This window comes from Sphingomonas sp. NCPPB 2930 (genome assembly GCF_042867205.1).
Lineage (GTDB): Bacteria > Pseudomonadota > Alphaproteobacteria > Sphingomonadales > Sphingomonadaceae > Sphingomonas.
This window is the reverse complement of sequence record NZ_JBHZQU010000005.1, coordinates 199,215-212,737: the sequence shown is the minus strand read 5'-3', so window position 1 is coordinate 212,737 and position 13,523 is coordinate 199,215. Positions and strand designations below refer to the sequence as shown.

13 protein-coding genes are annotated in these 13,523 nt (G+C 68.1%); 7 read left to right on the top strand and 6 right to left on the bottom strand.

The features are described from left to right. Nucleotides 1–33 precede the first annotated feature (33 nt). Genes ACFX59_RS08660 through serS form a run of 3 tightly spaced genes read right to left on the bottom strand, consistent with a single transcriptional unit; the run spans nucleotide 34 to nucleotide 3,348 of the window. Nucleotides 34–1,269 carry a peptidoglycan DD-metalloendopeptidase family protein gene (locus ACFX59_RS08660; protein WP_387431524.1) on the bottom strand — a complete coding sequence of 412 codons (1,236 nt, stop codon included), beginning with the start codon at nucleotides 1,267–1,269 and terminating at the stop codon, nucleotides 34–36. A gap of 37 nt (nucleotides 1,270–1,306) precedes the next feature. Continuing rightward, nucleotides 1,307–2,071 carry a 5'/3'-nucleotidase SurE gene (surE, locus tag ACFX59_RS08655; RefSeq protein ID WP_387431522.1) on the bottom strand — a complete coding sequence of 255 codons (765 nt, stop codon included), beginning with the start codon at nucleotides 2,069–2,071 and terminating at the stop codon, nucleotides 1,307–1,309. Then, nucleotides 2,071–3,348, bottom strand: a complete 1,278-nt coding sequence (gene serS / locus ACFX59_RS08650; RefSeq protein WP_387431520.1) for a serine--tRNA ligase — start codon at nucleotides 3,346–3,348, stop codon at nucleotides 2,071–2,073. Before serS ends, surE begins: the two co-directional genes overlap by 1 nt. A gap of 90 nt (nucleotides 3,349–3,438) precedes the next feature. On the opposite strand from serS, the gene ACFX59_RS08645 reads away from it, so the two are divergent. Then, on the top strand, nucleotides 3,439–3,954 hold the full coding sequence (locus tag ACFX59_RS08645; RefSeq protein WP_387431518.1) for a host attachment family protein: 516 nt from the start codon (nucleotides 3,439–3,441) through the stop codon (nucleotides 3,952–3,954). A 26-nt stretch (nucleotides 3,955–3,980) separates the two neighbouring features. Here ACFX59_RS08645 and ACFX59_RS08640 read toward each other — a convergent pair whose 3' ends face one another. Next, nucleotides 3,981–4,907, bottom strand: a complete 927-nt coding sequence (locus ACFX59_RS08640) for a PEP-CTERM sorting domain-containing protein (RefSeq protein WP_354297055.1) — start codon at nucleotides 4,905–4,907, stop codon at nucleotides 3,981–3,983. A 443-nt stretch (nucleotides 4,908–5,350) separates the two neighbouring features. Here ACFX59_RS08640 and dksA point away from each other — a divergent pair, with 443 nt between their 5' ends. Both dksA and ACFX59_RS08630 read left to right on the top strand, forming a co-directional pair. Continuing rightward, entirely contained in the window at nucleotides 5,351–5,812 is a 462-nt protein-coding gene (gene dksA, locus ACFX59_RS08635; RefSeq protein ID WP_307099566.1) for an RNA polymerase-binding protein DksA, read from the top strand. 185 nt (nucleotides 5,813–5,997) lie between these two features. Beyond that, the gene (locus tag ACFX59_RS08630) at nucleotides 5,998–6,363 is read left to right on the top strand and encodes a PilZ domain-containing protein (RefSeq protein WP_307099564.1); all 366 of its coding nucleotides are present in this window, start codon (nucleotides 5,998–6,000) and stop codon (nucleotides 6,361–6,363) included. 136 nt (nucleotides 6,364–6,499) lie between these two features. Here the strand turns inward: ACFX59_RS08630 and ACFX59_RS08625 are convergent, their stop codons facing one another. Further along, entirely contained in the window at nucleotides 6,500–6,655 is a 156-nt protein-coding gene (locus ACFX59_RS08625; RefSeq protein ID WP_307099562.1) for a YdcH family protein, read from the bottom strand. A gap of 207 nt (nucleotides 6,656–6,862) precedes the next feature. Between ACFX59_RS08625 and ACFX59_RS08620 the strand changes: the two genes are divergently transcribed. Both ACFX59_RS08620 and ACFX59_RS08615 read left to right on the top strand, forming a co-directional pair. Continuing rightward, nucleotides 6,863–7,060: a YdcH family protein gene (locus ACFX59_RS08620; RefSeq protein ID WP_307099560.1), complete on the top strand. Its 198-nt coding sequence runs from the start codon at nucleotides 6,863–6,865 to the stop codon at nucleotides 7,058–7,060. Nucleotides 7,061–7,135: 75 nt separating this feature from the next. Then, a complete protein-coding gene (locus ACFX59_RS08615; RefSeq protein WP_387431513.1) occupies nucleotides 7,136–7,597 on the top strand; it encodes a DUF1465 family protein in 462 nt (153 codons plus the stop codon). A 257-nt stretch (nucleotides 7,598–7,854) separates the two neighbouring features. Here the strand turns inward: ACFX59_RS08615 and ACFX59_RS08610 are convergent, their stop codons facing one another. Then, nucleotides 7,855–8,832, bottom strand: coding sequence for an NAD(P)H-dependent flavin oxidoreductase (locus tag ACFX59_RS08610; protein ID WP_387431511.1), 978 nt, complete (start codon nucleotides 8,830–8,832; stop codon nucleotides 7,855–7,857). 141 nt (nucleotides 8,833–8,973) lie between these two features. On the opposite strand from ACFX59_RS08610, the gene ACFX59_RS08605 reads away from it, so the two are divergent. Continuing rightward, nucleotides 8,974–11,559, top strand: a complete 2,586-nt coding sequence (locus tag ACFX59_RS08605) for a M1 family metallopeptidase (RefSeq protein ID WP_387431509.1) — start codon at nucleotides 8,974–8,976, stop codon at nucleotides 11,557–11,559. 323 nt (nucleotides 11,560–11,882) lie between these two features. Continuing rightward, complete coding sequence (locus tag ACFX59_RS08600; protein WP_387431507.1) at nucleotides 11,883–13,520, top strand: S10 family peptidase; 1,638 nt, start codon at nucleotides 11,883–11,885, stop codon at nucleotides 13,518–13,520. The last annotated feature ends 3 nt before the right edge of the window (nucleotides 13,521–13,523 follow it).

The following is a 13,523-nucleotide window of genomic DNA, read 5'->3' as shown; positions in this document are numbered from 1 at the left end:
GTTAGGCAGCGTTCAGGATTCGGATAAGAGGGGTCAGCGTCCGGGCAATTGGCTCAGCGGGTCGACCGGGGTGCGCCCGCGCCGCAGTTCGAAATGCAGCTCGGGCCGTTCGGCAAAGCCGCTCTGCCCCGACAGCGCCAGCGTCTGCCCGCGCTTCACGCTTTGCCCGCGCTGGACGAGCAGCTTGGAGGCATGGCCATAGACGCTGGTCCAGCCGCCGCCATGCTTGACGATGACCAGCCCGCCCAGCGCGGCGATGCCGTCACCGACATAGGCGACCACGCCGTCCGCCGTCGCCTTGATCGGCGTGCCGGCGGGCACCGCGATCTTGATCCCGTCATTGCGCTCGCCGCTGGGCCCCGCGCCGAAGCGTTTGACGACGCGGCCCTCGACCGGCCAGGCGAAGCCCGAGCTGAGCCGGGCGGGCGCCGCCACCACGGCGGTCGGCGGCAGGACGCGGCGCGGCGTCGGGCTGGGCCGGGCGGGGGCCTGGTTGCTCGCCAGCGCGGGCTCGCCGCCGGTCAGGATGTCGTCGACGTCCAGGGTGAAGGCGGCGGCGCGCTCGGCCGCGCTGCTGAGCGGCGCGCTGACCGGATTGCCGGGGATCAGGATGCGCTGCCCGGCGCGCAGGACATAGGGCTCGGCAAAGGCATTGGCCTCGACGATCCGCGACCAGGGCACGCCGTAGGCGCGCGCGATCGCGATGCCGCTTTCGCCGGGGCGGACGAGGTGGAAGCGCCCGGCGGGGATGATCAGCTTCTGGCCCGTGCGGATCACATAGGGCGGGGGCAGGCCGTTGGCGCGCGCGATCGCCTCGGTCCCCGCGCCGGTCCGGTCGCCCACGACGCGCAGCGTGTCGCCCGGCTTGACGATATAGGTCGACCCCTCGATCACCTGCGCGTCGGGCGTGACCGGATGGAGTTCCCAGCTGGGACGCGGCGCAGGCGGCGAGGGCGCGTGCGCCTGCACCGGGGTCGGCACGGGCCGGACCGGCATTGCCGCGACGGGTGGGCGAACGGCCGGGCGGACCGGCACCGATCGCCGGATCGGCGGCCGCGTGCCGGTCGCATGGGGCGGCACGGTCGCGGTCGGGCGGACCGGAACAGGCTGGCGCGGCGGCAGCGGGCGAGCCTCCACGGAAGGGGGCGGTGCGGTGGGCTGGGCTGCTGGCTGGGCGACGGGCGGGGCGGGGCCGTCCGGCGGCTCCATGTTCGGGATGCAGCCCGACAATAACAGGCCGATTCCGACCACGCCCCCCGATAGTCTCAAACTCCGATCCACGCCCCGTTTCCCCCCAGGCACTGTGTCAGCGATATGCCGCGTCGAGCATAGCAAGCGATGTTTGATGCGTCAGATCAAGATGAAGCGGCGTGACCGCGATATGATCGTCCGCGATCGCGTCCAGATCGGTATCGTCCCCCGGCTGGTGCGGCAGGCGGCCCAGCGCCAGCCAGTAATAGTCGTAGCCGCGCGGATCGCTGCGCCGCTCCAGCCTGGCGCGGCCATAGTCGCGCAGGCCCTGGCGGGTGGCGCGGATGCCCTTCACCGCCTCGGACGCGACCGGCGGGAAATTGACGTTGACCAGCGTGCGCGGCCCGAAATCACGGGTCAGCAGCGGCCGGAGCACCCGCTCGCCCCACGCCTCGGCGGTGGCGAAGGACACCGCATCGCCCTTGCCCTGATGCGGATAGCGCTGGCTGAGCGCGATCGAGCGGATACCCGCCAGCGCGCCCTCCATCGCGGCGGCGACCGTCCCGGAATAGAACACGTCCTCACCCAGATTGGCGCCGCGATTGACCCCCGACAGGATCAGGTCGGGCTTATGATCCGCCATCACCTCGCCCAGCGCCATCAGCACCGAGTCGGTCGGCGTCCCCGTCACCGCGAAGCGCCGCTCGCCGAACTGGCGCAGTCGCATCGGCCGGGTCAGCGTCAGCGAGCGGCTGGTCCCCGACTGGTCCTCGGCGGGCGCGACGATCCAGACATCGTCGGACAAGGTCGCCGCGATCCGCTCCAACGCGGCGAGCCCCGGCGCGTGATAGCCGTCGTCGTTGGTCAGGAGGATGCGCATCAGCGCGGCTCCAGCACCGCCTGTCCGCCGAGATAGGGGCGCAGCGCCTCGGGCACCACGACCGAGCCGTCGGCCTGCTGGTAATTCTCGATCACCGCAACCAGCGTCCGGCCGACCGCCAGTCCCGATCCGTTGAGCGTATGGACGAAGCGCGTGCCCTTGCCCTCGGTCGGGCGATAGCGGGCCATCATCCGCCGCGCCTGGAAATCGGTGCAGGTCGAGCAGGACGAAATCTCGCGATACCGCGCCTGTCCGGGCAGCCAGACCTCCAGGTCATAGGTGCGCGCCGCCGAGAAGCCCATGTCCCCGGTGCACAGCAGCATCCGGCGATAGGGCAGGCCCAGCGCCTCCAGCACGCCCTCGGCCGCCGCCGTCATCCGCTCATGCTCGGCATCCGACTGGTCGGGGGTGGTGATCGACACCATCTCGACCTTATCGAACTGGTGCTGGCGGATCAGCCCGCGCGTGTCGCGCCCCGCCGCCCCCGCTTCCGAGCGGAAGCACGGGGTCAGCGCGGTGAAGCGCAGCGGCAGCTCCGCTTCGCTCAGGATCGCCTCGCGCACGATATTGGTCAGCGACACCTCGGCGGTGGGGATCAGCCAGCGGCCGTCGGTGGTGCGGAACAGGTCCTCGGCGAACTTGGGCAGCTGGCCGGTGCCGAACGCCGCCTCGTCGCGGACCAGCAGCGGCGGCTGGACCAGCTCGAAGCCGTGCTGCTCGGTCATCCGGTCGAGCATGAACTGGCCGAGCGCGCGCGACAGCCGCGCCATGGGACCGCGCAGCAGCGTGAAGCGCGCGCCGGACAGCGCCACGCCGGTCTCGAAATCCATGCCCAGCGCGGGCGCGATTGCGTCATGCTCGCGCGCCTCGAAGGCGAAGCTGGTGGGCTCGCCCTTCTGGTGGACCAGCGCATTGTCATTCTCGTCCGCGCCCTGCGGCACGTCGGCAGCGGGCAGGTTGGGGATCGCGGCGAGCGCGGTGTTCAGCTCGGCCTCCACGGCGCGCTCCTGCTCCTCCAGCTCGGGCAGCTTCGCCTTCAGCGCCGCGACCTCGTCCATCAGGGCTTGCGCACGTGCCTCGTCCTTCGCCGCCTTGGCCTGGCCGATCTGCTTGGACAGGTCGTTGCGGCGGGTTTGCGCGGCTTGCGCCTCGGCGATGATCGCGCGGCGGCGCTCGTCGATCGCGATCAGCGAGTCGGCCAGGGGGGCGGCGCCCCGCTTGGCGAGTGCGGCGTCAAAGGCGGCGGGGTCGGCCCCGATCAGGCGAATGTCGTGCATGGGGCGGAGGCTATGGCCCCGGCTCCGCCGTCACGCAACCCGTGGCGACGCGTCCGCGTTAACCTTGCTGCGCAATCAAGGAGAGACGCGATGCAGGTGCCGCATAACAGTTTCGTACTGGTCGTCGATGGTCGCAAGAGCCTGTTCTTCCGCAACGAGGGGGATGCCGAATATCCCAATCTGAAGGTCGAGCATGCCGTGGAGCATCCCAACCCCGCTGATCGCGACCAGAAGACCGATCGCGCGGGCTCGGCCTCCTCGACCCAGAGCGGCCCCGGCGCGCCCGCCATCGCGCAGGGCGGATCGAACCAGGCCGGTGGCGGCGGGCAGGGCGCGCAGTTCGCCGCCTCGCGCGGGTCGATGGGCGAAACCGACTATCACCAGCAGGAGGAGGATCGCTTCGCGGCGGAGACGGCCGACATGCTGAAGCGCCGCGCGCTGGCCAATGAGTTCGAATCGCTGATCGTGGTCGCGCCGCCCCGGACGTTGGGCGAACTGCGCAAACATTATCACAAGGAAGTCAGCGACCGGCTGGTCGGCGAACTGGCCAAGGACCTGACCGGCCATCCGGTGCCGGAAATCGAGGCCGCGCTGCAAAAGGCGTAACCGACCGTCCCCGGCGGCGGCGCGGCTCAGCCTGCCTTGGCTGCCAGCCGCCGCCGGATGACCAGGGCCGCCGCCGCGCTGCCGAAGAGCAGGATCATCGGCGGCGCGGGCACCGGCGTATAGGGTGGCTTGCCGTTGCCCGACGACGACGCGCTGCTGGCCGACGAGGCGCTGGACGCGGACGACGCGCTTGAGGCCGAGGAGGCGGAGCTGGCCGACGAACCGTTCGAGGACCAGCCGTTGCTGCTCGACGCATAGCCCCCGGACGATGCCGACGAGGCGGAGGATGCCGAGGAGGCGCTCGACGCGCTCGACGTCGACGAACTGACATTGCCCGACGAGGAACTGGTTGACGAGACGTTGCCGCTCGACGACGTGCTGGACACGTTGCCCGACGACGATGTGCTGGAGACATTCCCCGACGAGGACGTGCTGCTGACCCCGCCGGTGGAGGTGGACGAGGAGGACCCGCCCGAGCCACCCGAACCGCCCGAGGCCGAGGAGGTGGAGGTCGACCCGCCGCTGCTGGTCGACGAGATCACGATGTTGCCGCTCGATCCGCCGCCGCCAAAGCCCCCGCCAAATCCGAAGCCGCCGCCAAAGCCGCCGCCCCAACCGCCGCCGCCGCCCCAGCCGCCGATCACCGCCGGGACATAGCCGCCGCCGGACGTGACCGCCGGACCGGCATCGGGCAGGGGGACGGGGATCGGCGGCGCCTGGGTCGTGACGGTCACGATGGTCGGCGGCGGCGTGGTGGTGGTGACGGTGCGGCGGGTGACGATGCGACGCGGCGGCGCCTTGGGCCGGCGATGGACGATCCGCTTCTTCACCTTGGTCTGCTTGACCAGCGGCGGGCGCTTGGGACTTTCGACCATGTGGACGGCACCGCCGCCGATCACGGCGCCACCGGCGGCACATGCCGTCAGCTTCGCCAAGGCCATTCGCACTGACATCCACAATTCCTCAAACGGCACAATATGGCGGCATCCGGTTCTCCCGACCGTCCGCACGGCTTTTGCACCCTATCCTGTCATCATAGTGACCAACAAAGGCTTAAGCTCCAAGCCTCTTATGCCCGGCCACGTTCAGTTATGGGATTCGCGGGCATGTCGTGCCGCAGGTTCTGGGCGGTCGGTTGGCGCGCGCGCAGCCGTCCGATCGCCCTGTTGCATCGCGCCCGTATTTCGATGATCGGGTCTGGAAAATCCTTTGCAATCGATGGTTTCGTGCATCTCGCGTTAAGTTTGCAACTTTATTATAGAAATTCGAACTTCGATGAAATGCCGGTCGCTTGCGGCAGACGGTGGCACCGACTATAGGCGCTCTCGACCATCAGGGGGCGGCCCCGGGGACGCGGTGCGGGGTGTCGCACCGACGGGCCCTTTGGGAGAGTGGTATGGCGACGGTGTTTAATCACGTGACGGACTCCACAGGCCCGGATGTGGCCAACGATCTCGACGAAAACTATCGTCCCAGTGCGGACGAGCCGTTCATGAGCCTGAAGCAACAGGCCTATTTCCGGCGCAAGCTGATCGATTGGAAGGAATCGATCCAGCGTGAGGCGCAGGGAACGCTGTCTCAGCTTCAGGTGGATTCGCTGCGCGAACCCGATCTGACCGATCGCGCATCGAGCGAAACCGACTGGTCGATCGAGCTGCGCACCCGCGATCGCCAGCGCAAGCTGATCTCCAAGATCGACGCCGCGCTGCGTCGCATCGACGAGGGCGAATATGGCTATTGCGAAGTGACCGGCGAGCCGATCAGCCTGGGCCGCCTGGAAGCGCGGCCCATCGCGACCATGACGGTCGAGGCGCAGGAACGGCATGAGCGCAACGAAAAGGTCTCACGCGACGACTGAGGCGTGATGGCGGCCCCCGCTTCTCTTGCGGAGTCGGGGCCGGTCAGCGCGGGCGGATCCAGCCGGTTTTCGCATTAACGGCTTGGCAATCGGCATGCGGTTATCGCATGACGGCGCGAGAGACATACGGGCGCCACGGGCATCGACATGGACGCGATGGCCGTACGCCTGACAGCAGGGCTGACATGGCGGAAGACGAACTGGACGAAGGCCACCGCAACGGACGTCGCGATAGCCTGTTGCTGATGGCGGCGATGACGCTGGGCGACGATCCGGCGACGCGCGAAGTCCGGGTGCGCAACATCTCCGAGGGCGGCTTGATGGCCGAACTGCCGGTCGCGGTGGAAATCGGCACGCCGATCCAGTTCGACCTGCGCGGTATCGGTCTGGTCGCAGGGCGGGTCGCCTGGTGTACCCAGGGGCGGGTCGGGGTGGCCTTCGACCGGCCAATCGATCCGAAGCTGGTCCGCAAGCCCGTGGGCGGCGGCACCTCGACGCCGGAATATGCCAAGCCCAACATGGCCGGGCGGACTCGACCCTTTACCTATTGAGCGTTGGGTGACGGGCGTTGGCGGGACGCCTCCGGGCGTCCGGCTCGACGATGATCGCCATGGCCTATCGTGACGGCGCGGTCGGCGCGCCGAAAGGGCCGCGGCGGGTCGGTGTGACCCGCGCGGCCGGTCAGGGTTACAGGCCTTGTATCTCTTCCTTCAGCCTCAGCTTCTGTTTCTTGAGATCCGCCAGGATCATCGCGTCCGGCACGGGGCGTTGCGTCTCGGCACTGATTCGCCGGTCCAGCGTCGCGTGCTTGGTCTCCAGGGCCGTTTGATGCGCCGTATGCATAGGGCTTCAACCTCCTGATCCATTGCTTTGGGGCAGGAAGTAAAACACCAAAATGCGCGTCTGTCCCCCCTCAATTTCGTCAGAATCGACCAAGCGAGCCGATCCGTGCGACGATGCGAAGGCCTCTCGCGCGCATCGCCCGGCCTTGCTAGAGGTGGGGCGGATCGACGCGCAACCCTGCGTCGGTCGCGTCGAAAAGGGGGCAGGATGGACGTCACGCTGGCACGCGCGCGCATCGACATGTTGCGTGTCGAGCATCGCGATCTCGACGATGCGATTTCGGCCCTGTTGCAATCCGCCACCCCCGACCAGTTGCAGATCGCGCGCCTGAAGAAGCGCAAGCTGCGGCTGCGCGACGAGCTGGCCGAGCTGGAGGATCGCCTGATCCCCGACATCATCGCCTGACCGCGTCGTAACGGGACAAGGGGCCGGATTTCCGGGGCTTGTCCGATCCTTGGCGGTCGTGCGAGCGATGGCGCCATGCTTTGCGCGGCGTTCCGGTCCCAGTTCCAGTCACGGCTGATCGACAGCCTTTATGCCGAGGCGATGCTGCTGGCCGAATCGGCACGTGGTTATTTCGACGAGGCGGGGCGCGACGAACGCGGCACACTCGACCCGATCGCGCGCGTGGCCTTTTCCTGCGAGTCGCTCAAGGTCACGACACGGCTGATGCACGTCATCGCCTGGGTCCTGACCCAGCGCGCGGTCGAGGCGGGGGAGATCAGCTGGTCGCAGGCGCGCGAGCCCGTCCGGCGGCTCGGCGCGTCGCCCGAGTCGGAGGAGGCGGTCGTAGCCAGCCTGCCGACCCGCGCGCGGATGCTGATCCATGCCAGCCTCGACCTCCACCGGCGGCTGGACCGGCTCGACCAGATGGCGGACGAAGAGCCCCCCTCGACCAGCCCGGTCGGCGCCCTGCACGCCCGGCTGGACCGTGCCTTCTAGGCGGATCGCAACTGAGCGATGCCTTTTCTTCCCTCGCCCCTCGCAGAGGGGAGAGGGTTGCGCAGACTTGGTCTTTGCGAGAGCAAAGACTTAGTCGGAGCTGGGTGAGGGGTGGGCGCTCGCTTGGCGAGCGCGCGAGCCGAAGGCTCGCTCAACCCCTCACCCAAGCTGCGCTAGCCAGCAGGCTGGCAAGCTCCGCTATCCCTCTCCCCTGTCCAGGGGAGAGGGGGAGAAGGGGGTCTGAATGTCGATGGCCGTCAGGCGGAACCGCCTAGCAGCCGCTCGCGCGCGGCGTCATATTCGCGGCGAAGCTGCGCGATCCGATCGGCGGCGGGGACGATCGCATCGACCGCGCCGATCCCCTGGCCCGCGCCCCATATGTCGCGCCAGGCCTTGGCGGCCTGTCCGCCGCCGAAATCCATATGCGCCGCATCGCCGTCCGGCAGATGGTCGGGGTCCAGCCCCGCCGCGACGATCGAGGTGCGCAGATAATTGCCGTGCACCCCGGTAAAAAGGCTCGAATAGACGATGTCGCGGGCATGGCCGTCGACCACCGCCTTCTTATAGGCCTGTGCGGCCCGCGCCTCGACCGTCGCGATGAAGGGCGAGCCGATATAGGCGAAGTCCGCGCCCATCGCCTGTGCCGCCAGCACCGCATCGCCGGTGGCGATCGCCCCCGCCAGCGCCAGAGGGCCGCCGAACCATTGCCGGATTTCCTGGACCAGCGCGAAGGGGGACAGGCGCCCCGCATGGCCGCCCGCGCCGGTCGCCACCGCGATCAGGCCGGTCGCCCCCTTTTCGATCGCCTTTCGCGCGAAGCGGTCGTCGATCACATCGTGCAGCGTAATCCCGCCCCAGGCCGATACGCCCGCATTCACATCCTCGCGCGCGCCGAGCGAGGTGATGACGATCGGCACCTTCCACTTGGCGCACACCGCCAGATCCTCCTCCAGCCGGTCGTTCGAGCGGTGGACGATCTGGTTCACCGCAAAGGGGGCCGCGGGGCGATCGGGATGGTCGCGGTCATGCGCGGCCAGCGCCTCGGTGATCTGGTGCAGCCATTCGTCGAGCTGGCTGGCGGGGCGTGCGTTCAGCGCCGGGAAGGAGCCGACGATCCCCGCCTTGCACTGGGCAATCACCAGGTCCGGATGGGATATGATGAACAGCGGCGACCCGATCACGGGCAAAGTCAGGCGACTCAGGGCAGGGGGCAGGGGGGAGCGAGGCTGGGTCATGCCTTGACGATAACGTAAGCGTAAAGGCTGTCCAGCCCTCCCGTGTCCCGGCCCATGAGACTATGTGACATGACCGTCATTTGCTTTGCGCGGGTGAGCGCGTAGAGATTTGCCGATCCCTATGGAAAGGCCTTGATCGTAATGAAGTCTGCCCTCTCGGCGCTGCTTGCCCTGACCGTTTCCACCCCGGCGCTGGCGGCGGGCCAGCTGCCGCAGACGGTGGCACCCGTGCTGTACGACATCTCGATCCGTCCCGATGCCAAGGCGATGCGCTTCTCGGGCGAGGAGACGGTCGATGTCGATGTCCGCCAGGCCACCGCGACCATCGTCCTGAACGCCGCCGAGTTGACCATCACCCGCGCCACCTTCGACGGCAAGCCGGTGCCCTTCGCGCTCGACAAGGATGCGCAGACGCTCACCCTGACGCTGCCGCAGGCGGCGAGCACGGGGCGGCACAAGGTCGGCTTCGCCTGGACCGGCACGATCAACCGCTCGGCCAACGGGTTGTTCGCGATCGACTATACCAATGCCGACGGCACGCCCGACCGGATGCTGGCGACCCAGTTCGAGGCCCCCGACGCGCGCCGCTTCGCGCCGATGTGGGACGAGCCCGCGTTCAAGGCGAAGTTCCGACTGACCGCCACCGCGCCCAAGGGGCAGCGCGCAATCAGCAACATGCCCGCCTCCTCGATCACGCCGCAGGCCGATGGCAGCCAGCTCTATCGGTTCGACGAGACGCCGGTGATGTCGAGCTATCTGCTCTATTTCGGATCGGGCAATCTCGACCGCAAGACGGTGGATGCGAACGGCGTCCAGATCGGCGTCGTCAGCCGCAAGGGCGTGGTCGACCAGGGCGATTATTCGCTCGCCTCGGCGTCGAAGCTGCTCGCCTATTATAACGATTATTTCGGCACGCCCTATCCGCTGCCCAAGATGGACATGATCGCGGGGCCGGGGTCCAGCCAGTTCTTCGGCGCGATGGAGAATTGGGGCGCGATCTTCTATTTCGAGAATGAGCTGCTCTTCGACCCCAAGGTCATGACCGAGAGCAATCGCCAGCGCATCCACACCGTCGTCGCGCATGAAATGGCGCATCAGTGGTTCGGCGACCTCGTCACCCCGCGCTGGTGGGACGATCTGTGGCTGAACGAAGGCTTTGCCTCGTGGATGGAGGGCAAGGCGTCCAATGACCTGAACCCCAGCTGGAAGGCCGCCGCCGCCAGCATCGCGGGCGAGCGCGAATCCGCGATGGGCATCGACGCGACCAGCGCCACCCATCCGATCATCCGCAAGGTCGAGACGGTCGACCAGATCGGCGAGGCGTTCGACAGCATCACCTATCTCAAGGGGCAGGCGGTGATCGGGATGCTCGAATCGACGCTGGGCGCGGACACGTTCCGCAAGGGCATCCGCGCCTATATGGCCAAGTACAAGTATCAGAACACGGTGACCGAACAGCTGTGGGAGGAACTGTCCAAGGCGTCGGGCACCAATGTCGCGACCATCGCGCACGACTTCACCTTGCAGGGCGGCGTGCCGTTGGTCACGCTGTCGGGCGCGCGTTGCGAGGGTGGCAAGACGGTGGCGATGCTGGCGCAAGGCCGGTTCGGCCTGGACGAAGCCTCGAAGACGCCGCAGACCTGGCATGTGCCCATCCGCATCGCCACGATCGGCGGCGGTGAGACCAGCGCCATCGTCACCGGCGCGACGCCGACGCCGGTCAGCGTCGGCGGGTGCGGGACGCTGGTCCTGAACCGGGGCAAGGGCTCCTATACCCGCGTGATGTACGACGATGCGGGCCATGCCGCGATCGTGCGCGACTATGCCAGGCTGGCGCTGGAGGATCGCCTGGGCACGCTGGGCGACGATTATGCGCTGGCGGCGGGCGGCTATCAGAGCCTGGGTCGCTGGTTCGACCTGATGGCGCAGGTGTCGCCCGAAGCCAGCCCGCTGGAATGGCAGACGGTGGCTGGCGAGCTGTCGCGCCTCGACGGGCTGTATGAGGGCACGCCGCTCGAAAAGCCGCTGCGCGCGAAGATCGCGGCTCTCTTGTCGCCGGTGCTGGCGCGGATCGGGTTCGAGGCCAAGCCCGATGAGGGCGCGCTCGTCTCCAACCTGCGCGAGACGCTGATCGGGCGGCTGGGGACCAGCGGCGACGCGATGGTCGCGGCACGCGCGCGCGGCTATGTCGGGGCGCTCGCCAAGAATCCCAACGCGATCCCGGCGGCGATCCGCCAGCCGATTCTGGCGACCTATGCCACCCGCGCCACCCCGGCCGAGTGGGACCGGCTGTACGAACTGGCCAAGGCCGAGCGCAATCCGGTGGTCAAGAACCGCTATGTCTCGCTGCTGGGCTATGCCGAGGACGAGAGCGCGGCGCGCCGGGCGCTGAGCGTCCTGAAGAACGACACCTTCACTCCGCCGCAGCGTGCGGCGTTGCTCCGTTCGATCGCGGGGGCGCATCCCGACATGGCGTTCGACTGGGCGGCGGCGAACAAGTCGCTGGTCGACAGCTTCCTCGAGGAGAGCAACCGGGCGACCTTCATCGTCGGCCTGGGCGCCGGGTCGAACGATCCCGCCATGCCCGGCAAGATCGAGGCCTGGGCCGCCGCCAACCTGCCCGAAGGGTCGCGCGGCGGCGCCAAGCGCGCCATCTCGTCCATCGCGGTGCGCAAGGCGGTCGCCGACCGGCTGAAGCCTGCGGTCGAGGCCTGGCTGGCACGCTGATCCCGATCCTCTTCTTCCCCTCTCCCCTGGAAAGGGGAGAGGGTTAGCGAAGCTTGCCAGCCTGCTGGCTAGCGCAGCTTGGGTGAGGGGTCGAGCGAGCCCAAAGGCTCGCGCGCTCGCTTGCGAGCGCCCACCCCTCACCCAGCTCCGACTAAGCCTTTGCTTTCGCAAAGGCCAAGTCTGCGCAACCCTCTCCCCTCTGCGAGGGGCGAGGGAAGGAAGGGCATCGCCGAATGTCGATCGGGCCTGGGGAGGGAGCCGTCTGGCAGGGGAGGGGCGGGGCCCGCGCAACCCGCTTGCCTTGAACGACGAAACACGAAACGATGACTTATCCGTCATTCATTCGTGAGCGCTTCGTGATCCGCAACAGCCTTGCCCTTTTCCTCGCCGCCACCGCCCTGACCGCGCCGCTTGCCGCGCAGGAAGAGGGAGAGAAGAAATCCTCGCACGAAGCGGCGGCCAAGGCCGAGGTCGAGGCCGCCTGGGCCCGCGCGCCGCTCGATGAAGCCGAGGTCCGCCACCGCGACAGCGTGACCCTGGGCGGCCGCGCCTATCCCTATGTCGCCTCGGCGGGCACGCTGACCGTCCGCGATATCGAGGGCAAGCCGACCGCCTCGATGTTCTACACCGCCTATACGCTGGAGGGGGTGAAGCCCGGCACCAAGCGACCCATCACCTTCCTCTATAATGGCGGGCCGGGTTCGCCCTCCTTCTGGCTGCGCATGGGATCGTTCGCGCCGATCCGCATCCGCACCACCAGCCCGGAATTCGTCCGGCCCGCGCCCTATGATGTCGGGCCCAATCCGGATTCGCTGCTCGACAAGACCGACCTCGTCTTCCTCGATGCGATCGGATCGGGCTATTCGCGGCCGCTGGGCGACATGAAGCCCGCGCAATTCTACGGCGTGGACGAGGATGTCGACGTCTTCGCCAAGGCGATCCAGCGCTACGTCACCAAATATGGCCGCTGGATGAGCCCCAAATTCCTGCTGGGCGAAAGCTATGGCACGCTGCGCTCGGGCGCGCTGGCCTATGAGTTGCAGGAGCGGGGCATGGCGCTGAACGGGGTGATCCTGCTCAGCTCGATCATGAATTACGGCTATCGCCAGCCGGGGCTGGATCAGGTCTATCTCAATTACCTGCCCAGCTACGCCGCGACCGCCTGGTATCACAACCGCCTGCCCGACCGCCCCGCCGATGTGGCGACCGTGGTGGCGCAGGCGCGCGCCTTTGCGGTGGGCCCGTACATGTCCGCGCTGGCCAAGGGGCAGAGCATCTCGCCCCAGGAGCGCGACCAGATCGCCGAGCAGATGAGCCGGTTGATCGGCCTGTCGCCCGACTTCATCAAGCGCGCGAACCTGCGCATCGACCTGCCGCGCTTCCAGAAGGAATTGCTGCGCGGCTCGGCGCGGACGGTAGGGCGGTTCGACTCGCGCTACCTCGGCATCGACACCGACGCGGCGGGCGAACGGCCGGAGACGGACGCCTCTTCGGATGCGATTTCAGGCGCTTATATCGCGTCCTTCCAGGATTATCTGCAATCGACGCTCGGCTACAAGACCGAGCTGCCCTATCGCCTGTCGGCGCGCGATGCGGCGGGCTGGACCTGGAACTGGAAGCACAAGGCGCCCGACGGGTCGCAGAACAACCCGAACACCGCGATCGACCTGGCCGCCGCGATGCGGGCGAACCCGTATCTGAAGGTGCTGTCGATGAACGGCTATTACGACATGGCGACGCCGTTCTTCGGCACCGAGAACGACCTGGGCCATATGATGCTGGAGCCCGCGCAGCAGGCGAACCTGCGCTTTACCTACTATCCGGCGGGGCATATGACCTACCTGAACCCCGATGCGCTGCGGAGCATGAAGGCCGATCTGGCGGGCTGGTATGACGAAGCGGTGAGTGACGCCAGGTCATCGACCCCGCCGGTGCCGCCTTCGGGGCAGGGGGCGCGGTAAGTG